The organism is Tenacibaculum aestuariivivum, assembly GCF_964507685.1.
In the GTDB taxonomy this organism is placed as follows: Bacteria; Bacteroidota; Bacteroidia; order Flavobacteriales; family Flavobacteriaceae; genus Polaribacter; species Polaribacter aestuariivivum.
The window spans coordinates 1567524-1593541 of sequence record NZ_OZ208414.1 but is presented as its reverse complement, the minus strand read 5'-3'; the positions used below and the strand labels follow the sequence as shown (position 1 = coordinate 1593541).

Sequence of the window (26018 nt, the reverse complement as noted above, 5' to 3'; positions counted from 1 at the left end):
TCAAACAAACGCTACAATCGGGGCTAAACATACTTATAAAAAATTCTATTAACTCTAAAATTATTGTTTTATCCTCCTAGAAAATAAAAACAAACACAATTTATATTTTTTGTAAAATTTTTAAAGCAGTACTTACCGAATCTATCTTAATAAAAGTAATTAATAATCGTAAACCGTTTTTAGTTTGTTTTTCTTTCATAACACAACTTTTCGGGTTTTTTTGTACATACTGTAACATTCTAGCAAATCCATCTGTTTGATAAAAACCGCTTTGTTGGTTAGAAACAAAATAACCAATCATTCGTTTTTGCTTTAATATTATTTTTTCTAAACCTAATTCTTTCGCCAACCATTTTAAACGCACACTATCTAATAAATCTTGAACTTGAATAGGATACTCTCCAAAACGATCGGTAATTTGACTTTCAAAATTTAACAATTCCGTTTCTTTAGTTAAACTACCTAATTTATTGTACAAACTTAATCGTTCAGTTACTGAATTTACATAATCATCAGGAAAAAGAATTTCAAATCCAGTATCTATTTGTACTTCTTTTACATATTCTTTTGGTATATTTTGATCAACAGGATATAAATCTTTAAATTCATTTTCTTTCAATTCGTCAATAGCCTCTTCTAATATTTTTTGATAAGCATCAAAGCCAATATCATTAATAAATCCGCTTTGTTCACCTCCTAATAAATCACCAGCACCTCTAATTTCTAAATCTTTCATGGCTATATTTAATCCACTTCCTAATTCAGAAAACAATTCTAAAGCCTCAATACGTTTACGTGCATCTTCAGTCATCATATGATAAGGCGGTGTAATAAAATAACAGAATGCCTTTTTATTTGAACGCCCTACACGACCACGCATTTGGTGCAAATCTGATAATCCGAAGTTATTAGCATTATTAATAAAAATAGTATTGGCATTTGGCACATCTAATCCGCTTTCAATAATAGTGGTAGATACTAGTACATCAAACTCCCCATTCATAAAGGCAAGCATTAATTCTTCTAACTTTTTACCTTCCATTTGCCCATGACCAATACCAACTTTAGCACCCGGTACTAAACGTTGTAATAAGCCTGCTACTTCTTTAATGTTTTCTATTCTATTATGTATAAAAAATACCTGTCCTCCACGAGAAATTTCATACGAAATAGCATCACGAATGGTTTCTTCTCCAAAACGAATAACATTAGTTTCAATAGGATGACGGTTTGGTGGTGCTGTTTTAATTACTGATAAATCTCGAGCGGCCATTAAACTAAACTGTAATGTTCTAGGTATTGGTGTAGCTGTTAAAGTTAAGGTATCTACATTTTCTTTAATAGTTTTTAGCTTGTCTTTTACGGCAACGCCAAACTTTTGTTCTTCATCAATAACTAACAACCCTAGATTTTTGAATTGTAATTTTTTATTAGTTAATTGATGTGTTCCTATTACAATATCTACACTTCCGTTAGCAACACCTTCTAAAACAGCATTTCGTTGTTTTGCGGTTCTAAAACGGTTTAAATAATCAATAGTAACAGGGAAATCTTTTAAACGCTCTGAGAAGGTTTTAAAATGCTGAAATGCCAAAATAGTTGTTGGTACTAAAACAGCTACTTGTTTACCGTTATCAACCGCTTTAAATGCGGCACGAATAGCTACTTCTGTTTTACCAAAACCAACATCACCACACACCAACCTATCCATAGGTTGTGGCTTTTCCATATCTGTTTTTACATCTTGGGTAGAAGTAAACTGATCAGGAGTATCTTCATATATAAAACTTGCTTCCAACTCGTGTTGCATGTGGGTATCGGGTCCAAAAGCATACCCTTTTTGTAGTTTTCTTTTAGCGTATAATTGAATTAAATTAAACGCAATATGCTTAACCCTTGCCTTGGTTTTTTGTTTTACTTTTTTCCAAGCACCAGAACCTAATTTATATATTTTAGGAGGTTTACCATCTTTACCATTAAATCGTGTAATTTTATGTAATGAGTGAATACTTACGTATAAAATATCTCTATCGCCATAAATTAATTTAATAGCTTCTTGTTTTTTACCTTCTACATCTATTTTTTGAAGTCCTCCAAATTTTCCAATTCCATGATCGATATGCGTTACATAATCTCCAATATCTAATTTAGTAAGTTCTTGTATGGTTATGGATTGCTTTTTGGCATATCCATTTTTTAATCGAAATTTATAATAACGCTCAAATATTTGATGATCTGTATAACAAACAATTTTGTTTTCTAAATCTACAAATCCTTGATATAATGGAAATACAACAGTTTCATAAGCAACCTCAGCTTCATTATCATCAAAAATATCATGAAAACGTTGTGCTTGTTTATCATTAGAACAAAAGATATAATTGGTAAATCCTTTTGTAGAAAACTCGTTAAAATTTTGAATTAATAACTCGAATTTTTTATTAAAAGAAGGTTGGGGGTGTGTATTAAAAACTATGTTTGTTAAATTTTCGATAACAGGTTTACCTATATTTACACGAGTAAATTCTTGTAATTGATTTTTTATTAGCTCGCCATTACAAAATAGTTCAGATGGCTTAGCGTGTTTAATATCTGATGATAATTCATTAAATGAAAGTGCTGCCTTTTTAAAAAAAGCATCTAAATTACTAGTAATTGTATCGGCACTTTTTACAAATATTACCGTTTTAGCAGAAATATATTTTAAAAAACTTTCTCTTTTTTCTTGTAGCCCTTTGTTTTCTACATTAGGCATAATGCTAACTTTTTGTTGTTTTTCTTTAGAAAGTTGAGTTTCTACATCAAAAGTTCGAATACTATCTACCTCATCTCCAAAAAACTCCATACGGTAGGGCTCGTCATTTGAAAAAGAGAATACATCTATAATTCCACCACGTACTGAAAACTCTCCTGGCTCGGTTACAAAATCAACACGATTAAAATGATATTCAAATAAAACTTCATTTACAAAATCGGGAGACAAACTTTCACCAACCGTAATTTTTAAAGTATTTTTATCGAGTTCTTTTTTGGTAACTACTTGTTCAAATAGGGCAGTAGGGTAGGTTACTATAATAGCTGGTTTTCTACGCGAATTTATACGGTTTAAAACCTCTGATCGCAACAATACATTGGCATTATCGGTTTCGTCTATCTGATAAGGTCTACGATACGAACCAGGATAAAACAACACGTTTTTATCTCCTAATAACTGTTCTAAATCGTTTAAATAATAAGCTGCTTCTTCCTTATCATTAAAAATTAATAAATAAGGTTTGTCTGCTTTTTTGAAACTTTCTGATATAACAAAAGACAACGAAGAACCCACCAAATTCGTTATTTGAAAGTGGTTTTGCTCTTGTTGAAGCTGATTAACAACCTGTTTAACATTATCAGATTGTTGGTAATGGTTTACAATTACTTGTTTGCTCAACGTAAAAAAATTTTACACAAATATACGAGGTTTATTTTTTTCGTTAATTATTACTAACAAACGTTTATTCTTAGATTGTTTTTATTACCTAAATAATATATTAGTCAATAGCTAAAACACTCACGCCATTACTTTTTTTACTAATTTTTATTTGAGTTGAAATACGCTCTTTTAAATTTTCTACATGCGATATAATTCCAATCATTTTACCCTGCGCTTGTAAAGTTTCTAAGGTAGAAATTACCGTTTCTAGTGTATTACTATCTAAAGTTCCGAAACCTTCATCAATAAATAACGAATCAATTTTTACATTTTTACTTGCCAAGTCAGATAAACCAAGTGCTAACGCCAAACTAATTATAAATTTTTCACCTCCGCTTGACGTATCTACCAACCTTGCTTGATCAGTTTGATAATGATCTATTAAGATAAAATTAAGTTCTTCTTTTGGTTTATATGATTCCTCCATTTTTAATGAATAACGTTTATTTAACTTATCTAAATGCACATTTGCTAGGTCTAGTAAGTTTTTTAAAGTTAAGCGCTGTACATATACATTAAAAGCATCTTTAGAGTTTCCTGTTATTTTAAATAATTGTTTCCAAATAGCACAAATTGCCGTTTGAGCTGTAATTTTTTTATACGTTTCGGTGTTTCTATTTTTTATTTCTTCATCTTTTCTAAACGCTTCTTTTATTTCGCCTTTTTGGGTTGATAAATCAATTCTTTGTAGCTTTAAATTATCTAAAATCAATTTTACTTCGGCTATTGTAACGTTAAAGTTTTTAGCTTTACGTAACGCTTCTTTTGATTTTGTATTTGCCTCTTTTAGTGCTTTTAATTCAACTTGGTTCTTTTTTATTTTTTCTTTATACTCAGTATATCTTTCTTTAACATGTTTTGGTAATAAGGCTTTTTCAACGGCTTCTTTCGACTCAAAATTGCTCATTTTTAATTCTGTATCAAAAGATGCTTTTAAAACCATAAAAGCATCTTTTAAAACCTTTTCATCTGCTATATTTTTAAGTTTTAATATTTCTTTTTCTCTTTTAGCATCTAACAATTTTTGTAATGTTTTTTTAGTTGCTTCTAGTTTTTTAGTACTTTTTTTAACAGCTAATTGTAAACTTTCTCGTTTGGTTTCTACAGTAATATTTAATGGTAAAATAGCCATGCGTTTTTTTTGTAACATTATTATATTTGCGCTACTTTCATTTTTAAGTTTTAATAAGTCATTATAATTTTTATTATATATTGCTAATTGTTTTTCGTTATTTATAAAACTAGTATTAAGTACTTTTTCATCAGATAATAAAACTTGTAAGTGTTGCTGAGTTATTGTGTATTGGTTAATTGCTTTTTCAATTTTTTGTATAAATAAATTGATTTGATTTATAGCTGGTAATTGATAGTTAAATTTAGCTAACTTAGTTTGTAAACTGTTTTCTAAATTGGTACAAATAGCACTTAAATTAGTTATTGATTTTTGTTTTGTTTGTATTTCTGTTTTTGTATTATTTATTTTTTCTACAAACGTAGCAACAGTTGTTTTAAGTTCACTAACAGCGTTGTTTTGTTCTTTAAACGCTATTATTAAGGCATCTTTTTGTAACTGTAATTGTTGTGCTATTTTCAAATTATTATCAACTAATACTATTTTTTCTGATAATGTTTTTAATTCTAATTCAATTTTAGCGGTATTGCTTAACTCACAATCTATATATAATGCCGATGCTTTTATTTGAACAGCTCTTAATACCTTTATTATGGTATTTATTTGTGGTGTTAATCCATCAATATAGGTAGTACACTTTACATAGTTTTTATCAAAATTAGCTTTTTCTACTTCTAAATTTTTTAAACTTATTTTTCTATCCTTGAGTATTTTTTCTGAATTTGAAACCCCATTTGTTTTTAAGTTTTCTGTAAACGGATGTTCTTTAGCACCACATAAACCACAAGGTTCTCCTGTTTTTAAAGTTTGACGATCCGTTTCATATTTAGCAATACTTTTTTCTAGGTTTACTATTTTTTCAGCATCTAAAACCAATATTTCTTGTGTTGCTATTTGTTCTTTTAGTTCCTTAATTTGTGTTCTAAGTATACTTAAGGTAGCTGTATATTCTTTTTTAAGTGCCGTTTTTTCAGCAAGTTCATGCTGATATTTTGTTACTTCTTCACTAAAATTTTTAAATTCTTTCCAATTTGTTACTAATAAAGAAAGTTGTTTTTGAGTAGCTAATAAATTGGTAATATTATTTTTAGATAACTGGTTTGTTACATTTAAAATATCTTTTTCAATAACCGCTATTGCGGTGGTATTTTTACTTAGTAACTGTTGTTTTTGAGTTAAACTAATTATTGTTTTAGTTACTTCTTCCTTTTTTTGAACCACAAAATCAGTGTTTTCCTTTAAAGTTTCTTTATGCGCTTTTAAGGTTGTTAAACTGGTAGTCCAACTAGAAATTTCAGTGCCAACATTTGTTAAAAATTTATTTTGATCTACAAACTCGGTAGCCTTTTTAATTTTAGAAGTAGTGGTACTTAAAACTATTGTTAATTTCTTTTTTTCCTCCTCTAAAGCATCAAATTGTAACCTCAGCTCTTTTATTTTTTCGTTTACTTTTTGAGTACTTTCAATTTCATTTTTTAATTGACTATCTAGCTGAGTAATTACATCGAATTTAGGCATCCAGGACGTAAAATTTTGGTCGTTTTTTTCTAAATCAGCACCTTCATTTTTAGTTTGATTTTCTAGGTTTTCAATTTGAGGTTTTAAGGCTGTTAATTCGGTTGTTAATATTTTTAATTGAATAGTATTTTCTACCAACCTTTTCTCATTTCTAATAAAATCATCAATTAATACAGTAAATGGTGTTGCTTTTTCATTTAAGGATAATAAAGCTAATTCTTCTTTATATTTTTCAATATAATTGGTTAATTTTTCAGCTCCTTCATCTAACTTCGTTGCTTCATCAGTTAATTTTTTAAATTTAGCATACCAATCTGAAATAGCAATATTAGCAGTTATTTCTTTATCATTTTTAATAATAGCTTCAATTAACTCTTTTTCTTTTATCAATAATTCATTTTTTCTTTCTTCAGATAAAATATCATCTTCATTAATTTTTGCACTAAGTTCTTTTAGTTTATTTTCTTCTAACAATTTTCTATCAGAAATACCTTGACCAATTTTTTTATAAATTTCTTCACCCGTAATTTGTTCTAATAGTTTTCCTTTTTCAGGACCTTTTGCTGATAAAAAAGAAGCAAATTCGCCTTGTGCCAATAGTACTGATCTTAAAAACTGAGTATAATCTAACTGAGTAACTTTAGTTATTTGGGTAAGTAAAATTCGTTTTTGAGTAGCTAAAATAACACTGGTTGTTAAATTTTTTAAACTAACCTCTTCTTTAGGATTTTTATATGTTTTTCCTGATTTATCAGCAATTCTAATACTCCAAAAAGCCTCATAAACAACCGTATCATTTTCAAAAGTGACGCGACTAAATGCGTTATTAGCTCCATGGCTTACCACATCAACCAAAGTACCTTTAGTACCATTAAAACGAGGCACATTATGATATAAAGCAATGGTTATGGCGTCTAAAACAGTTGTTTTTCCGGCCCCAGTAGCTCCGGTTATAGCATATAAACCTACATCTTTAAATTGATCATTTTCAAAATCGATAATAATTGGAGTATCAGATTTTAATGAATTTATATTCTGTAATTCTATCTTTAAAATTTTCATAACTAACTATACTTACTATCTATTATTGATTTTTAACAGCTTGCAGAACTTCATTAAAAGCATCCCAAATTTCGGGTCTATTTTCTAAATCGAATCCCATTTCTTCACATTTAAGTTTAAAAACATCAGTAGGTACTAATTCTTTAATCGATGGTGTGTTTTCTAATAATTCTTCAATTCCTTTGGTTTTTCGTTGTTTTTTTAAAGACGTTTTTAATATTTCAAAATCATATTGTTTAGAAGCTTCTTTTAAAGCATCAGTATTTACAGTACTATCCTCATCTAATACAATTTCTACCCAAGGTGTTAGGTTATAAGTATTTTTAATAAAATCAGGAAAAGCAGCTATACAAGTCTCAATAGTACCTGTTATTTTATAAAATGGTCTAAAATTAGGAACTATAATAGCATCAACATTTGTTATTTCTTTAGCATCAATAGTTAAAACAAGTACTTTTTTATCATAATTAATTTCACTAAAACTTAAAATATTTGGCGAACCTGAATATCTTATTTTAGTATTACCCCCAACTATTTGTGGACGATGTAAATGCCCTAAAGCAACATAATTAAAATAGGTAGGAAAATCTGTTGCACCAATATGTCCTAAAGTTCCTACATAAATATTTTGTTCACTGTCTGATATAGATCCGCCTGTTGCAAATAAATGTCCCATAGCAATTACAGGCGCATTACTTGTGTTTACTAATTTACATTGCGCTGCTATTAATTTATAATGATTTATTAAAGCTTTTTTGTATTTGTCAGTTAACTCATTAAAAGATTCACCTGCTACAGCACGCCTAATATCTCCATCACGTAAATAAGGAACTGCTCCTATAATTATTTTTTCTCCATTTACATTAATTTCAAAAACTTCATCTGCAATATTTTCGGTAGCTTTACCAACTACTTTTATAGCCAAAGCATCTAATAATTGTTTAGGGGCGTTTAAAGTTCCTGGCGAATCATGATTACCACCTGTAATAATAATTGATTTGCAAGTAGTATTTTTTAGTTTAACTAAAAAACTATAATATAATTCTAAACTTTGATTAGACGGAGAACCATTATCAAACACATCTCCTGAAATTAATAATACATCAATTTTATTATTGATAATATAATTTTCTATCCAATCTAAAAACAAGGTTTGTTCTTGTAATTGAGATTGCTCATGTAATCGATGTCCTAAATGCCAATCGGCAGTGTGAAGTATTTTCATTTTTTTTATAAACTTATGCAGGTTTTGTAAATTAAAAGTGTAAAATGGTTGGTTAAGGTAAAGTAGTAATTTATTTTAACACCAATTCTTAAATATAAGAATAGGGGAGTGTTACTTTTTTGTTTTCATTGTTAAAAATACACATTTGAAAAAACAAAACCTATGTATATATAATTCCCTTTTTTAAAAAAGTATAACTGTAATAATTTGTAACATTTTTATAGAAAAACGCATTTAAAAACTATTTTAGCTATTAAAATAAAACAATACTAGATTGTATTACCAAAGTCTAAAAAAAAGCTTAAAACAATTGTAAACACACATTTTAAAATAAACAAAAACTATACATAAATTATTATTTATAAATAAAAACAATAGATATTTATTCATATATTTCTTAACTTACATAAAAGGTTTATCGTGACTTTTTTTTCATCTTTGTACCTTATATAAAAAATAAAATTTTAATTACTAAAACATAAAAAAATGTCAATATCAGATTTATATTCTACAGGAAAACACAAACAAGAAATTGGACACTTTGCAAATGTTGTGAGAATTGCAAAAACAGATGGTATTATTTCAGAAGGGGAACAAAAATTATTAGATAGAGCTGCAAAAAGATTAAATATTGATGCAACAGAATATGAGGCTATTTTAAAAAATCCTGAAAAATATCCAGTAAATCCTCCTGCAGGTTATGATGATCGTATTGAGCGTTTATACTTATTAACTAAAATGGTATTTGCTGATAATCGTATAGATAAAAAAGAAGTATCACTTATGCAAAAAATTGCTGTTGCCTTACAGTTTCCAAGTGATAATGTAGAAAAGGTTTGTGATGAAGCTATATACTTAATAATGAGCGATAATGATTTAGATGATTTTACCGCTGCTATTAAAAAAGTAAACGCTATTTAATAAAAATTAAAAAATTTATAAAGTAATTTTTTAAACTATAATTAATTACTTTTAAAATTATTTATATAAAAAATGCCGCTTTAAAAAAGCGGCATTTTTTATATTTTATTTTAATATTAAGATAATTTTTTTATTGCGTTTTTAATTCGCTCTAATGTATTTTCTTTTCCTATCATTGTCATAATATCAAACAAATCAGGCCCTGCTAATTTACCTACTAAACTTAAACGAAGCGGTTGCATTACTTTACCAAAACCAATTTCTTTTGATATTATCCACCCTTTAATTTCAGTTTGTGCGTTTTCTATATTAAATTCTTCAATAGTAGAAATTACTGTAATTAATTCTTGCATTAACTCACCGGTAGTTTCTTTCCATTGTTTTTTTGCAGCTTTTTCATCATACTCCGATGGATTTTTAAAGAAAAAATTTGATAAATCCCAAAAATCAGCAACAAACGTAGCACGCTCTTTTATTAATGAAATTATTTTTTTAGTAAAAATAGCATCAGCTTCAACTCCTTTTTCTTTCAAAACAGGAATATATAAAGCTGTTAATTCTTCGTTTGATTTTTGTTGTAAATACTGTTGGTTAAACCAGTTTGTTTTATCAGGACTAAATTTAGCACCCGATTTACTAACTCTACTTAAGTCGAAAGCTGCAACTAATTCATCTAATGAAAATATTTCTTGCTCCGTACCAGGATTCCACCCCAATAAGGCTAACATATTTATAAAAGCATCATTAAAATAACCATCTTCTTTATATCCTCTAGAAACATCACCAGTTTGTTCATTGGTATATTCTAAAGGAAATACAGGAAAACCTAATTTATCACCATCACGCTTACTTAATTTACCTTTACCTACTGGTTTTAAAATTAACGGTAAGTGTGCAAATTTTGGTGCTTTCCAATCAAAAGCTTTGTATAGTAAAATATGTAATGCCATTGATGGTAACCATTCTTCTCCACGAATTACATGACTAATTTCCATTAAATGATCATCAACAATGTTGGCTAAATGATAGGTTGGCATTCCGTCTGACTTGAATAACACTTTATCATCTAAAACATTGGTATCTATTTTAATTTTTCCACGTATTTCATCCTCAAGTATCAAAGTTTCATCTTGTGGAGTTTTAAAACGAACAACATATTTATTTCCTGCAGCTAATTTAGCTTCCACTTCTTCGGATGAAAGTGCTAATGAACTGTTTAATTTTTGACGATTATGCCAATTATAAGTAAACGTTTTTCCGTTTTCTTCATGTTTTTTGCGATGAGCATCTAACTCTTCAGCAGTATCAAAAGCATAATAAGCCCATCCTTTTTCTAATAAGATATTAGCATATTTTTGATATAATTCTTTACGTTCTGACTGACGATACGGTCCGAATTTTTCATTTCTCCCTGGTCCTTCATCAAAAGGTATATTACACCATTTTAAAGCATCAACTATATATTGCTCGGCATTAGCAACATAACGTGTTTGATCTGTATCTTCAATACGTAACACAAATGTTCCATTATGCTTTTTAGCAAATAAATAGTTAAATAAAGCGGTTCTTACACCACCTATGTGTAAAGGGCCTGTTGGGCTAGGAGCAAAGCGTACTCTTACGTTATCAGTCATTTTTTATTGATTTGAAAATCTTTATTTATACCTTTTTTAAAAGCACAAAGATATACTTATAGCATAAAAAATTTAAATTATATAACACAAAATACTCCTCTTGTTATGAGGAGTATTTTTAATTAGATAAATACTTGGTATTATTTTTTTACAAACTTTAAATTTTCAAGTTTTCCTTTTTCATCTTTTGTAGTAAGTATATACATACCTACTGCTAGTTTTGAAATATTTATTGATGTAGTTTTAATTATATTACTTAATACATTTTTACCACTTACACTATGTATTACGTATGAGCTAACTTGTTTATTCAAATTTATTTTTTTTGATGTTGGATTTGGATATATGTTTAATGCAGTATTTTCTGCAGATTCATTTAACTTATCATTTGTATTATTTTTTACATTAAAAGCTTTAAACATTTCTTTAATTTCATTTTTCATAACTTGACTTAAACCTACTGATTTTTGATTTTTAGCAGCTGTTGAATTTAATGTTAATTGATAAGACCAACCTTCATCGTAACAACTTTCACAACATGACGGTACATACATTCCTATTAAATATAATTTATTATCATCAAAAACATAATCAGGAAATGTAGTGGTTAAACCCCATGGAGATGATAACACACCTGTTATTTCACTATAACCTCCTTGATTTGTAGACCATGCAAATGTATTTGGAACCATATTGTTACCTAATGTAGTAAATGGGTAACTACTTAACTCAAATGCAAACCAATAATATTGATTACCTTCATTTAGCTCTTTACACTCATTGTTAACTAATAAAAAATCATCAACTGTACTTATTGAATTTACAGAACCTGTTATTTGTTTTGGTAAACCCTGATGTTGTACTGTTAAACTTAAATTTTGACTTAGTTTTTGTTGTACAGCAATATCATCAATAGCTAAATCGTTTCCATCTCCTAAACCTTCTTCTTTTAAATGTATTTTAATGGTGGCTATGTCACCTTTTCCTGTAAAACATTCTGATATATTATACCAATCACAAGCATCATCAGAAGTATTAATTGTTTGCCAAGGATACATTGTTCCATTAATTTCAATTTGTATTTCTGGTAAAATATCAAACCTACATTGTGGTAAATTTTTAAAATTAGCACAAAACTTATAATTTTTATCATTTTCAATCCTTACATCTTGTTCCCAAATTACACTTGTACTTGCTGATGACTGGGTTGTTTTACCATTTATTAATAAAAATTGAGTATTGTTAACATATGTTTTAGCATCTTGACAATAAGAATGATCTTTTATTTGAGTACCAAACTGACTTGAATCATTTGCTACATTGTAAGCTCCTGGATATACTGCTAGATCATTTACATATTCACTTGAAAAACCTGTATTACCGTACTCAAAATTTCCGTTTTCAACTAAATTTTCACCATCACAACAAAAAGCACCATCATCAGTTGGTTCACCTACAATATCACAATCTTGAATACAAATATTATCGTAACCGTATTCTTCAAAAGGACTATTAATAATATCTAAAACAAACCTGATACCTGTTACGTTTTGCAGTAAATTATTCCAATCAGTAGCTGTTGATCCAGCTGCCATTGTCCAAGCTCCATTTGCATTTTGAGGTAATGCATCACCAGGATTTAAAACAGAAATTGGTGCACATACATGTACCCAACCTTTACCTTCTTCAGCTTGTACAGTTGCTGTAAATGTTGCTGCAACTGTTGGGCTGGATGGCGAACCACTATAAATAACCATTTTAGGTGATACTGGCCCGTCATAACCAGCATCCTTTATTACTTGAAAATCCCAACAAAGGCATTTACCATCATATTCTCGCCAATCTCCTTTATAATCAACATTGTTATAAATATATGAATATCCAGAAGCGTCTCTAGCATACAAAAAATAATCACTACTGTTTCCGGATGGTCCTGGAGTACTTACTTGATTAGGATGAGCTTTTACTCCTTGCCAATTTGATATATTTTTATCATTAAAATCATTACAAAATTGACTAAATGTTATAGCACTAATAAATAATGCTAAAAATGTAAAAAGTATTTTCATTATAAAAAGTTTTAGTTAAATGATGCAACAAAAATCACTTAACTAAAATAATTCTACTAAATGTAAATCCTAATTATGTTTAGTAATTTAACGCTATTAAAAAAGGTTAATTATATTTAATATTCAGGAAAAACACTTAATTATATTATATATAAACTATAGCATAGCTAACTAAAATAATAGCAATAATTTTTAATAAAATTATGCTTTAAACCTAATTAAATATTGCTAATAAATTTTTTGGTAGGTGATAATTTACAAATCAAGGTATTTATACATCGTGTTTTTTTTATTTTTAAATCAAAAAGTTTACCTAAAAAATGACAATAGTAATAGAATAGTGTTTTTCATTTAAAAAATAATTGTTGTTAAAGTTTAAATTTAAATTATTAGGTATTTAATTTAAATTTTAAAAATTCTTATAAAATGTTTATATAAAATTTCCTTTTAAAAATAGTACTTTTATAAACTGATATGGAGAATTTTAGCAAAATAGAACAAAAATTACAGCAGTTTAGTAGAAAGTACTATACTAGCGAATTGATAAAGGGAAGTATTTTATTTATTTCTTTAGGTTTAATTTACCTCTTATTTACATTATTTATAGAGCATTTTTTATGGCTTAAACCCAATGCCAGAACTATATTATTTTGGTTATTTATTTTTGTCCAACTATTTTTATTAGTTCGTTTTATTTGTTTTCCTATTTTTAAAATTATAGGGTTACAAAAAGGTATTAGTTTTGAAGAAGCTTCAAAAATTATAGGAAATCATTTTCCAGAAGTAAAAGATAAACTTTTAAATATACTTCAGTTAAAACAAAACGATACTAAATCTGACTTATTAGTAGCCAGTATTGCACAAAAATCAGAAGAAATACAACCAATAGCTTTTAACAGGGCTATTGATTTTTCGGTAAATATTAAGTATTTAAAATATGCATTAATACCTACTTTAATTTTACTTTTATCTTATTTAACAGGAACTACACATAAACTGTCTGAAAGTTTTAACAGGGTAATAAACCACTCGGTAGCATACCAACCACCAGCACCTTTTTATTTTAATTTAACATCTAAAAATTTAAATGTTATTAAAGGTAAAAATATTACCGTATATATTCAAACAACAGGTAAAACCATTCCTGAGGAAGCTAAAATTAATTTTAACAACCAACATTACTTTCTGAAAAAACAGGAAAATGGCTTATTTTCATACACTTTTACAGAAGTACAAGAGCCTATAATTTTTCATATAAGTGCAAATGGTATAACATCATTACCTTTTAAAATTACTGTTATTGAAATTCCTGCTATTGAAAATATTTCATTAAAATTAATATATCCTAGTTATATTAATAAAAAAAATGAATTGATTAAAAACACTGGAAACGCAATTGTTCCACAAGGAACATTTATAGAATGGAACGTAAAAACTAACGAAACAGATAGTGTTAACATAACAATAAACAGCAAACGATTTAATTTTAATAAAACTAAAACAAATCAATTTCAGTTTAGTAAACAAATTAAAAAAACAATTAATTATCAAATTAGTAGTAGCAATAAAAGCTTAAGAGATTATGAAAAACTAGAATTTACAATTAATACTATAAAAGATGAATATCCTGAAATACAAGTAAAATCTAACATAGATAGTATTACTAGAGGAAATGCACAATTTGCCGGTAAAATTTCTGATGACTATGGTTTAAAAAAACTAGAGCTAGTTTATTATGATAAAAATAATATGACTAATTCTAAAAAATATTATTTAATTAATATTACTAAAAATAACATTCAAACGTTCTTTTTTGAATTTCCAAAAAAATTAGATTTAAAGAAAGGAATAACTTATGAATTGTATTTTCAAGTATCAGATAATGATAAATTAAACGGTTATAAAAAAGTTAAAAGCCAAAAGTTTTCATACCTACAAAAAACAACTAACCAAATTAATAAAGAGCTTTTACAAGAACAACGCAACTATATTCAAAACTTAGAAAACTCCTTAAATAAGCAAGAACAAAGTAAAAAAACATTAGATAAAATTCAGTTTGAACTTCAAAACAAAAAAAACATAACTTGGAATGATCAGAATAAAATTAAGAATTTAATTAAACGTCAAGATCAATACAAGCAAATGATGGAACGTCAAACTGAAAATTTAAAAAATAATTTTTCAGAGAAAAAAGAAAAAATTGAACACTTACAAGTAAAAAAAGAGGAACTTAAAAAAAGAATTGAGGAGCTTAAAAAGTTAGACAAACAAAAAAAAATATTAGAAGAACTTAAAAAATTGGCAGATAAGCTCAACAAGGATGATTTAATAAAAAAAACAAAAGAACTTGCCGAACAAAACAAACAACAAGAGAAAAGTTTAGAACGTATACTAGAGATGACAAAACGGTATTACGTGGAGCAAAAAACGCAAAAAATAGCTGATGAATTAAATAATTTATCTAAAAAACAACAAAACTTAAGTAAAAAAGAAAACAATAAAGAAAAACAACTTGAAATAAACAAAGATTTTCAAGAGATAAAAAAGGAATTAAATGAGCTTAATAGAGATAATAAAAAATTAAAAAATCCGATGAAAATGCCTTCTACGGATAATTTAAAAAAAGAAACTCAAAAAGAACTTAGTAAAGCTGAAGAAAATATAGCTAATAAAAAAGAAGAAGATACTAAAAAAAACCAAAAGAAAGCAGCCAAAAAAATGGAAGAAATGAGCACAAAAATGCAAAAATCAATGCAAAAAATGAGTGCAGATTCTGACCAAGAAAACATGGAAGGTTTACGTGATTTACTAGAAAATCTTATTACTTTTTCTTTTAACCAAGAAGCACTGATGAATACGTTTTCTATAAACAATTCAGCTCATCCAAACTTTGGTAAAAACTTACAAAAACAACATCATTTAAAAACTTATTTCGAACATATTGATGATAGCTTATTTGTGTTATCTATGAAAAACCCAAAAATAACTTCAAAAATTCAAGATCAACTTTCTATAGCACACTACAATTTAAATGAATCATTAGAAAATTTCACTGATAATAAATTTCAAAACGGACTTTCAAATCAGCAATATATAATGACAGCTGCAAATACTTTAGCTGACATGTTAAGTAACACACTTGATGCAATGCAAAATCCTAAACCTGGTAGCGGAAAAGGAAAAGGGAAAGAGAAATCATTTAGCTTACCCGATATTATTGAAAAACAAGGTGAAATAATGAAAAAAATGAAGGAAGGCATGCAAAATAAAAAAGGAGGGAAACCTGAAGATAAAGAAGGAGGTCAAAAGAAAGGTAATAAAAAGGGTGATAAACAAGGTGAAAGTAATGGAGAAAGCGAAAAAATGAATGGAGAATTATATAAAATATATAAAGAACAATCACAATTAAGACAACAACTAGAAGAAGCTATTAAACAAGGTGGTAAAGGAAATGGAAGTGCAAAGAAAGCATTAAAGGAAATGGAGCAATTAGAAAACGATATTTTAGAAAAAGGTTTTACTCAAAAAAGCATTAACAAAATACAACAATTAAACTACGAACTATTAAAGCTAGATAAAGCAACCTTTGAGCAAAATAGAGATAAAAAAAGAAAATCGGATACTAACAAAAATGAATACTTAAACACAACTACCAAAGATTTAAAATTTAAAAAGTTGTTTTATAACCAAACAGAAATATTAAATAGACAATCATTACCTTTGCAACCTGAGTATAAAAAGAGGGTTCGTACTTATTTTAACCTTCCTAAAAACAACAAGTAAATCATTTTTTTAAAATAAAATATATTACTAATATTAATATGTACAATTACTAAACAAACAACATAAAATGATTGTATTTAATTACGAAACAGCATTTAAATTAAAAAATGAAGAAAACACAAGTAAATGGATTCAGAACTGCATTGAAAAAGAAACGTTTGAATTAGGTGAAATAAACTATATTTTTTGTGATGATGCTTATTTACATGAAATGAATATTGAGTTTTTAAAACATGACACTTTAACAGATATTATTAGTTTTGATTATACGCTAGGTAAATTAGTAGGTGGAGATATATTTATTTCAATTGAAAGAGTAAAAGAAAATGCAAAAGAATATAAGGTATTATTTGAAAACGAATTACATCGAGTTATAATTCATGGTATACTACACTACATGAAATACAAAGATAAAACCGATGAAGAAAAAAAAATAATGCGAAATAAAGAAAATGATTGTTTAAATTTTTTAAATAAAAACTAAAATCGTTCCACGTGGAACAGCTATAAATAAAATGAGTTTATTTAATACAACATACGATGTAATTGTAGTAGGTGGTGGTCACGCAGGTAGCGAGGCCGCTGCTGCAAGCGCAAACATGGGTGCACATACATTGCTTATTACCATGAACCTTCAAAATATTGCTCAAATGAGCTGTAACCCAGCTATGGGTGGTATTGCAAAAGGCCAAATAGTACGTGAAATTGATGCTTTAGGTGGTTACAGCGGAATCGTAACTGATAACACAGCTATACAATTTAAAATGCTTAACAAATCAAAAGGACCTGCTATGTGGAGTCCTAGAGCACAGTCAGACAGAATGCAGTTTGCAGAATGTTGGAGAAATATGCTTGAAAAAACTGCTAATTTAGATTTTTATCAAGATGCTGTTAACGGATTAATTTTTGATGACTATAAAATAATAGGTGTTAAAACAGCCTTGGGTTTAGAGATAAAAGCTAAAACCGTAATTATTACTGCAGGTACTTTTTTAAACGGGTTAATTCATATAGGTGAAAAAACATTTGGTGGTGGTAGAGCAGGTGAAGGGGCTTCAACAGGCATAACAGAAGATTTAGTAGCTAAAGGTTTTGAAGCTGGTAGAATGAAAACTGGAACTCCTCCAAGAGTTGATGCAAGGTCTTTAGATTTTTCTAAAATGACAGAACAACCAGGTGATGAATTTGTAGAAAAATTTTCATACTTACCCATTACTAAAAAATTAACTACACAACGTTCTTGTTATTTAACATACACTAATCAAAAAGTACATGATATTCTTCGTGAAGGTTTTGATAGATCACCTATGTTTAATGGTCGAATAAAATCTACAGGACCTCGTTACTGTCCATCAGTTGAAGATAAAATTGATCGTTTTGCAAACAAAGAACGTCATCAGGTTTTTGTTGAACCTGAAGGATGGAATACTGTAGAAATATATGTAAATGGCTTTTCAACCTCGTTACCTGAAGATATACAAGACAAAGCAATACGACATATTAAAGGATTTGAAAAAGTAAAATTCTTACGTTTTGGTTATGCTATTGAATATGACTTCTTTCAACCAACACAATTAAAACATTCTTTAGAAACTAAATTAATTGAAAATTTATTTTTTGCAGGACAAATTAACGGAACTACAGGATACGAAGAAGCCGCTGCACAAGGTTTAATGGCAGGTGTAAATGCTGCTTTAAAAACTCAAAATAAACAACCTTTTGTTTTAAAAAGAAGTGAAGCATATATAGGTGTTTTAATTGATGATTTAATTACTAAAGGTACAGAAGAACCATACAGAATGTTTACTTCTCGTGCAGAATACAGAACTTTATTAAGACAAGATAATGCTGATTTACGTTTGACAGAAAAATCTTACAATATTGGTTTAGCATCTAAAGAAAGAATGGATAGAGTAGCTAATAAAAAAATTAAAACAGCTAACTTAATTGAATTTATAGAAAATTTAAGTGTAAAACAAGAAGATATAAATCCTATTTTAAAAAGTAAAGGACTTAGTTTAATTAATCAATCTGTAAAATTATTTAAAATTGCAGCAAGACCTCAATTAACATTTAATGATTTTAGAGTTATTGAAAAACTAGAAAATTATTTACAAGAAAATGATATTGATAAAGAAGTAATTGAACAAGTTGAAATTCATTTAAAATATTCTGGTTATATTGAAAAGGAACGAAATAATGCAGATAAGTTAAATAGATTAGAAAATGTTCCAATTCCTTCAAAATTTGATTTTAGTAAGGTAAAATCATTGTCATACGAAGCTAGAGAAAAACTAACCAAAATTCAACCTACTTCAATCTCTCAAGCTAGTAGAATAAGCGGTGTATCACCAAGTGATGTTTCTGTTTTATTAGTTTACATGGGAAGGTAGTCTATAAGTTAAATAGTATAAAAATTGAATACAAAAAACATACTTTACAAAAATATTACACCATTATTAAACTGTGTTGATTATACAGTATCTAAGGAGCAATACAATATAATGTATAATAAGCAATATGACATGCTTATTACAACACCTGTACCTAAAAAATTAGAGAATTATTACATAAGTGATACCTATATTTCACATACTGATAGTAATAAAACAATTATTGACAGCATATATCAATTAGTAAAATACTACACCTTAAATCAAAAGTTAAAATTAATTAACTCTTTTAATACAGAAGAAAAAACAATTTTAGATATTGGTGCAGGCACTGGTGACTTTTTAAAAATTTGTAAAAAAGATAATTGGATTATTAATGGAATTGAACCTTCAGATAAAGCTAGAGATTTTGCTTCTAAAAAAAATATAATTCTTAAAAAAGATGTTACAGAATATAACGGAAAACTTTTTGACGTAATATCACTTTGGCATGTATTAGAACATATACCTAATTTATTAGAATACATAGATATATTAAAAAAATTACTAAAACCAAATGGTGTTTTAATTATTGCAGTACCTAATTATAAAAGTTATGATGCTAAATATTATAAGGAATTTTGGGCAGCATTTGATGTACCAAGACATTTATGGCATTTTTCAAAAACATCTATTACAAAATTATTTGCTAACAGTAATATGAATGTTTCAAAAATACTACCAATGAAATTTGATGCTTTCTATGTTTCATTATTATCAGAAAAATATAAATCAAATAAATCAAAACCTATCCATGCTTTTTTAACAGGGTTAAAATCTAATTGGAATGCTAAAAAAAATGGAGAATATTCATCATTGATTTATTTAATAAAAAATAATAAATAATTTGATTAATAAGTACTAAAACTAGGTAAAAAAACACTTTAAAACCTTTTTAAAGTGTTTAAAAAAGTAATAAACAGACTTTATAAAGTAAATTTAAAAAACCTCTTAAAACTAATATTTAAGAGGTTTTTTAAATAGATTAAAATTATAATATAAAATATAATATAAATTTTAACTATTTAATAAATACATTCCAAAAACTGTTATAATAAAATAAACAGCTAAAGTCATAGCTCCTGCGTAATCTTTAGCTAGTCTTTGTCCTATTAAAAGAAATATTAACGAAAGTGCTGCAATTTGAACCCCTAATAAAGCAAGATTAGCATTTCCTATTGTTAGTAAGTTAAAAATTCCTACAAACATAAAAGCTCCTGAAATTAATTCCATTACTAAAATTATTACTAATAAAGGTGGTACTAAGTTTTTTAAAGGAGAGTTTTTAAAATGCTCTTTAATAAAAGTTACATTACCATTCCAATCGGTTACTTTATCAATACCTGATTGTAAAAAAGTAACAATTAAAAAAAGAAGAATTAGTAGTACAGTACCATGTTCTTGAATAAGTTCCATATAATTTATTTTTAGCAAATATAACTTTTAAAATAAATAAAAGAAGATTTAATAAATCGTGTTGCTCTTAGCTACTTGTTTCAGTATCTTTATAAAAAATTACTAACTAAAAAATTAAAATTATGCCTATTTTTTTATACCCAATTTTATTTATTGGATTACTTATTTTATTTAAATCATTTTTTACCGTAAAACAACAATCGGCAGCAATTGTAGAACGTTTTGGTAAGTTTCATAGTATACGTCAATCAGGTTTACATTTAAAAATTCCTTTGGTTGATAGTATTGCTGGTAAATTAAGTTTAAAAATTCAGCAATTAGATGTAATTATTGAGACAAAAACATTGGATGATGTTTTTGTTAAAATTAAAGTATCAGTACAATATAAAGTAATTGAAAATAAAGTATATGATTCATTTTATAAACTAGATTATCCACACGATCAAATTACTTCTTATGTTTTTGATGTAGTACGTGCTGAAGTACCTAAAATGAAATTAGATGATGTTTTTGTTAAAAAGGACGATGTTGCTATTGCTGTAAAATCTGAACTAAATGAAGCAATGATGACTTATGGATATGATATTATTAAAACACTAGTTACAGATATTGATCCGGATGCTCAAGTAAAAGAAGCTATGAACCGTATTAATGCTGCAGATAGAGAAAAAACAGCAGCACAATATGAAGGAGATGCTCAACGTATTTTAATTGTTGAAAGAGCAAAAGCTGAAGCTGAAAGTAAACGTTTACAAGGTAAAGGTATTGCAGATCAACGTAGAGAAATTGCACGTGGATTAGAAGAATCAGTAGAAGTTTTAAATAGAGCAGGTATTAACTCACAAGAAGCTTCAGCTTTAATAGTAATTACACAGCATTATGATACACTACAATCTATTGGTGCTGATACTAATAGTAACCTTATTTTACTACCAAATAACCCAAATGCAGCTAGTTCTATGTTAAATGATATGGTAGCTAGTTTTGCAGCTACAAATCAAATAGGAGAGAGTATGAAGGATAATAAAAATAGAAAAATAGAAAAATAAGGTATGATAATATCAACAACACCTACAATTGAAAATAAACCAGCTAAAGAATATTTAGGTATTGTAACTGGTGAAACTATTATTGGTGCTAATTTTATTAAAGATTTCTTTGCAGGAATAAGAGATATTGTTGGTGGTCGTTCTAGTTCATATGAAAAAGTACTCAGAGAAGCTAAAGATATTTCTATAAAAGAAATGCAAGAGCGAGCATCATTTCTAGGAGCTGATGCTATTGTAGGAGTTGATTTAGATTATGAAACTGTAGGAACAAATAGTGGAATGTTAATGGTTACAGCCTCTGGAACAGCTATTAAATTTTAAATAAAAAAAAACCGAAACTATTAAGTTTCGGTTTTTTTTATATAATTAAAAATACTTATTTTTTACTTTCAGTATTTTCTTTAACTTCTGCCTCTTCATCCTCTGTTTTGGTAGCATCCTTAAATTCTTTAATACCTGTACCTAAACCTTTCATTAATTCTGGAATTTTTTTACCTCCAAACATTAATAGTACTAATGCTACTACAATGGCTATTTGCCAAGGACCTATCATTCCTAAAAATATACTAAGTGCAATCATTTTTATTTAATTTTACAATACAAATATACTAAATTAACTTCTTTGTTCAATTACTCCACCAATTACTTTTTTTTCTTTCAAAACTTCAGGAATTCCATGATAAAAAATAGAACCACCAAATGATACTTTTGCATCTAAAGTTTCTCCTGAATTTACTTCTACTTTAGATCCTGATGCAGCACGTACATAATTTAAATCTTGTACTTTTAAATTATAACCATGGTACATACCACCTAAATTAGCTTCTACTGTTTGGTTTTTAGCTGATCCTGATAATTTTATAACCGCTCCTGACGAACTTTTAACCTTTAAATGTTTAACATTTACAACCATATTAATAAAAGCTCCTTCTTGAGCTTTTATTTCAATTTGTGATTGTTTAATTTCTTTACCTGTTACAGTAGCTCCTTCATTAGCATCAATAATTGCTAATATTGAATTATAATGAAGTGTTAATTTAACAGCACCGTCGGCAGTAGTTTCAGGAAATTTTAAGGATACTTTTAAGGTATTGTTTTTATTTTTTATAATTACTTTATCTGCTTTTTCACCACTAATAATAATTTTATTTTCTTTAGATTTAACTAATTCTAAGTCAATACCATTATACACTTTTATTGTAGAAAATTCTTCTAATGTTCTGGTAATTATTGTTTGTGCTGTTACTAATAAAGGCAACAAAAACAAACTTAAAAATATTATTTTTTTCATTATTTAGCTGTTATTTATTATTTCAGATATTAAATAATTATACCAATACTATAAAAATAATTAATTAAATTTAAATGATTTAGTGCGAAATTAAATAAAAATCTAAATGTTTACGCTCTAAGTCAGTATTTTTAACTTTTACAACTACTTTATCTCCTAACTGAATTACATTGTTTGATGATTGTCCAATAATAGCATATTGTTTTTCATCATAAATATAATAATCATCTTTTATATCTCTAATTCTAACCATTCCTTCACATTTATTTGAAGTAATTTCAACGTAAATTCCCCATTCAGTAACTCCTGAAATAACACCTTCAAACTCTTCATCTTGATGGTTTTTCATATACTTAATTTGCATGTATTTTATACTTGAACGTTCTGCTTTTGCAGCTAATTCTTCCATTTGTGATGAATGTTTACATTTTACTTCATACTCATCAGCTTTAGGACTTGTTCCTCCATCTAAATAATGCTGTAATAAGCGGTGTGTCATTACATCAGGATAACGGCGAATTGGTGATGTAAAATGCGAATAATAATCAAAAGCTAAACCATAATGCCCAATATTTTGAGTAGTATAAGCAGCTTTACTCATAGAACGAATTGCTAAAGTTTCAACCATATTGGCTTCACCTTTTCCTTGAACATCGGCTAATAATTTATTTAAAGATTGTGATGTTTTCTCTTTGGTTTCAGTATCAATTTTATAACCAAATTTACTTATAATATTTTGTAACGATACTAATTTATCTAAATTAGGTTCATCATGAGTACGATATATAAATGTATTATTTGTTTTTTTACCTTTAGAAAAACCAATAAATTCAGCAACTTTTCTATTAGCTAATAACATAAATTCTTCAATAAGTTTATTAGCATCTTTAGATTCTTTAAAGAAAACTCCTATAGGATTTGCTTTTTCATCTAAATCAAACTTCACTTCAACTCTATCAAATGAAATTGCACCTGCTTTCATACGTTTTTTACGTAGTTTTTTAGCCAATTGATCAAGTTTTAAGGTAGCTTCAACAATTTCAGGGGTTACTTGATATTCTTTATCAATAATTGAAATATCAACAGGCATTATATAAGGTTTCATTGTATCAGATAGTACACAATTTTCTATAATTGACTGAGCTTCTTCATAAGCAAAACGTTGATCTGAATACGTTACCGTTCTACCAAACCATTGATTAACTATTTGGGTTTTCTCATTTATTTCAAATACAGCAGAAAAAGTTAATTTTTCTTCATGAGGACGTAATGAACAAACACCGTTACTTAGCATCTCGGGTAACATAGGTACCACTCTATCAACTAAATAAACTGATGTTGCTCTCTCAAAAGCTTCATCATCTAAAATAGTTTTTGGTTGTAAGTAATGCGAAACATCTGCAATATGAATTCCTATTTCGTAATTACCATTTTCTAATTTTGTGAATGACAACGCGTCATCAAAATCTTTAGCATCCTTAGGATCAATAGTAAAGGTCAAATCTTTACGCATGTCTCGACGTTTAGAAATTTCAGCTTCTGTAATTTCTATAGGTAAATTTTCAGCTTCTTTTTCTACTTCTTCAGGAAATTCATAAGGCAAACCATATTCTAATAAAATAGAATGGATTTCAGTTTCATGCTCACCAGGTTTACCTAATACTTGAGTTATTTTACCAAACGGATTTTTAGAGTTTTCAGGCCAATCAGTCATTTGTACCACTACTTTATCACCATCTTGAGCACCATTTATTTTATTTTGAGATACAAATAAATCAGCATACATTTTATGACTATCTGGAATTACAAATCCGAAAGTTTTATTCATTTGTAATACCCCAACGAACTCAGTTTTTTTACGTTCAATAATTTCTACAACTTCAGCTTCTAATTTATTAGAACGTCGTTTTTTATAAACATATACTTTTACCGTATCCTGATGTAATCCTTTTCCTAAATTTATAGACGGTATAAAAATATCATTTTCAAAATCGTCAGACATAAAATAACCATTTCCATTAGAAGTTAAATCTAACGTACCTATATGATATTTTCGATCTTCATTTATTTGATATTTTCCTCGGTCTATTTCTTTTATTTTTTTAATTTCTTTTAATTCAACCAATTTTTTTAGTACTTGACTTTTTCCATCAGTATCTGAAATACCCATTTTACTTGCAATTTGCTTATAATTATAATTTTTAGAGGTATCTTCTTTTAATATTTTAAAAATATTTAAAGTTAAATCTTTAATTACTTTTCCTTTTTTTTTGTATATTTTTTTCTTTCTAGTCATTAATCTTTCTTCTTATTTTTTAATATTACCAAAGTACAAATAAATTCACTATATTTTTTATTAAATAAGTGTTATCAGTTTATATTTTTATTTGATAAATTATAGGTTTATATTTTTTGATATTCTTGATTACTATATATAGTATATATAGAAATACAACAATAATTTACTTTAAAGCTTATAATGAAACTATATAACAACACTCAACTTTTGTAATATCGTTTTTATAAAGCTTAATTTTTATTTATAGAGAAGTAGTACTATTAGTATGTAATAAACTAAATTATACTACAAATATAAGTAAAAAGTAACTACTAATTATATCAGTAGCTTTTTTTACAAAGCTGAAGTATTTAAAGCTAAAAAAAAAAACTGTTATTAACATATATAATAATATATATAAAAGATTTTTAAAATTTAAAAAAGAAATGATTGTTATTATAGTGTGTTAATATGTAGCATAAATAACTTCCTTTATTTTTGTGTGTATCAGTTATTAAAATAAGTAAACATGTTATTAATATAGTAATTTCTTTAAAATCAATTACAAAACATACTTATTAACAATACTTATAAACATCTATTCACTATTAAATATGAATAGATAATTTTATTATCACTGTAAATAAGACGTTAATTTTATGTTGATAAATGTTTATTAGAAACTCATAAAAAAAGTTGCATATGTGATAGTGTTTCTTGTATTGTAAAAATA

Annotated in this window: 16 protein-coding genes; 7 read left to right on the top strand and 9 right to left on the bottom strand. The window is 27.2% G+C overall.

Translation table 11 applies throughout. The features are described 5' to 3' along the window. Positions 1-100 precede the first annotated feature (100 nt). From mfd to ACN5J4_RS07030, 3 genes are all read right to left on the bottom strand, one after another. Positions 101-3433, bottom strand: coding sequence for a transcription-repair coupling factor (gene mfd / locus ACN5J4_RS07040; RefSeq protein ID WP_418649306.1), 3333 nt, complete (start codon positions 3431-3433; stop codon positions 101-103). Between the two features lie 100 nt (positions 3434-3533). Continuing rightward, positions 3534-7187: an SbcC/MukB-like Walker B domain-containing protein gene (locus tag ACN5J4_RS07035; RefSeq protein WP_418649305.1), complete on the bottom strand. Its 3654-nt coding sequence runs from the start codon at positions 7185-7187 to the stop codon at positions 3534-3536. A 22-nt stretch (positions 7188-7209) separates the two neighbouring features. Then, on the bottom strand, positions 7210-8412 hold the full coding sequence (locus ACN5J4_RS07030) for an exonuclease SbcCD subunit D C-terminal domain-containing protein (protein WP_418649304.1): 1203 nt from the start codon (positions 8410-8412) through the stop codon (positions 7210-7212). A 486-nt stretch (positions 8413-8898) separates the two neighbouring features. Between ACN5J4_RS07030 and ACN5J4_RS07025 the strand changes: the two genes are divergently transcribed. After that, complete coding sequence (locus ACN5J4_RS07025; RefSeq protein ID WP_418649303.1) at positions 8899-9333, top strand: TerB family tellurite resistance protein; 435 nt, start codon at positions 8899-8901, stop codon at positions 9331-9333. Between the two features lie 116 nt (positions 9334-9449). Here the strand turns inward: ACN5J4_RS07025 and gltX are convergent, their stop codons facing one another. Beyond that, positions 9450-10967: a glutamate--tRNA ligase gene (gltX, locus tag ACN5J4_RS07020; RefSeq protein ID WP_418649302.1), complete on the bottom strand. Its 1518-nt coding sequence runs from the start codon at positions 10965-10967 to the stop codon at positions 9450-9452. Positions 10968-11107: 140 nt separating this feature from the next. Further along, positions 11108-13036, bottom strand: coding sequence for a T9SS type A sorting domain-containing protein (locus ACN5J4_RS07015; protein WP_418649301.1), 1929 nt, complete (start codon positions 13034-13036; stop codon positions 11108-11110). Positions 13037-13510: 474 nt separating this feature from the next. Here ACN5J4_RS07015 and ACN5J4_RS07010 point away from each other — a divergent pair, with 474 nt between their 5' ends. The 4 genes from ACN5J4_RS07010 (at position 13511) to ACN5J4_RS06995 (ending at position 20097) form a co-directional block, all read left to right on the top strand. Continuing rightward, a complete protein-coding gene (locus tag ACN5J4_RS07010) occupies positions 13511-16819 on the top strand; it encodes a DUF4175 family protein (protein ID WP_418649300.1) in 3309 nt (1102 codons plus the stop codon). 67 nt (positions 16820-16886) lie between these two features. Then, positions 16887-17303, top strand: a complete 417-nt coding sequence (gene ybeY / locus ACN5J4_RS07005; RefSeq protein WP_418649299.1) for an rRNA maturation RNase YbeY — start codon at positions 16887-16889, stop codon at positions 17301-17303. A gap of 31 nt (positions 17304-17334) precedes the next feature. After that, entirely contained in the window at positions 17335-19212 is a 1878-nt protein-coding gene (gene mnmG / locus ACN5J4_RS07000) for a tRNA uridine-5-carboxymethylaminomethyl(34) synthesis enzyme MnmG (protein WP_418649298.1), read from the top strand. Positions 19213-19236: 24 nt separating this feature from the next. Then, on the top strand, positions 19237-20097 hold the full coding sequence (locus ACN5J4_RS06995; protein ID WP_418649297.1) for a class I SAM-dependent methyltransferase: 861 nt from the start codon (positions 19237-19239) through the stop codon (positions 20095-20097). Positions 20098-20268: 171 nt separating this feature from the next. Here ACN5J4_RS06995 and ACN5J4_RS06990 read toward each other — a convergent pair whose 3' ends face one another. Further along, complete coding sequence (locus tag ACN5J4_RS06990; RefSeq protein WP_418649296.1) at positions 20269-20667, bottom strand: DoxX family protein; 399 nt, start codon at positions 20665-20667, stop codon at positions 20269-20271. A 122-nt stretch (positions 20668-20789) separates the two neighbouring features. Here ACN5J4_RS06990 and ACN5J4_RS06985 point away from each other — a divergent pair, with 122 nt between their 5' ends. Both ACN5J4_RS06985 and ACN5J4_RS06980 read left to right on the top strand, forming a co-directional pair. Then, positions 20790-21716, top strand: coding sequence for an SPFH domain-containing protein (locus ACN5J4_RS06985; RefSeq protein ID WP_418649295.1), 927 nt, complete (start codon positions 20790-20792; stop codon positions 21714-21716). A gap of 3 nt (positions 21717-21719) precedes the next feature. Next, the gene (locus ACN5J4_RS06980) at positions 21720-22037 is read left to right on the top strand and encodes a heavy metal-binding domain-containing protein (RefSeq protein ID WP_418649294.1); all 318 of its coding nucleotides are present in this window, start codon (positions 21720-21722) and stop codon (positions 22035-22037) included. Positions 22038-22092: 55 nt separating this feature from the next. On the opposite strand, the gene ACN5J4_RS06975 is transcribed toward ACN5J4_RS06980, so the two are convergent. The 3 genes from ACN5J4_RS06975 to rnr all read right to left on the bottom strand — a co-directional run bounded on the left by ACN5J4_RS06975 (position 22093) and on the right by rnr (position 25303). Next, a complete protein-coding gene (locus ACN5J4_RS06975) occupies positions 22093-22296 on the bottom strand; it encodes a Sec-independent protein translocase subunit TatA/TatB (protein ID WP_418649293.1) in 204 nt (67 codons plus the stop codon). Positions 22297-22329: 33 nt separating this feature from the next. Further along, entirely contained in the window at positions 22330-23007 is a 678-nt protein-coding gene (locus ACN5J4_RS06970; protein WP_418649292.1) for a head GIN domain-containing protein, read from the bottom strand. A gap of 79 nt (positions 23008-23086) precedes the next feature. Continuing rightward, positions 23087-25303: a ribonuclease R gene (rnr, locus tag ACN5J4_RS06965; protein ID WP_418649291.1), complete on the bottom strand. Its 2217-nt coding sequence runs from the start codon at positions 25301-25303 to the stop codon at positions 23087-23089. Between the last annotated feature and the right edge of the window lie 715 nt (positions 25304-26018).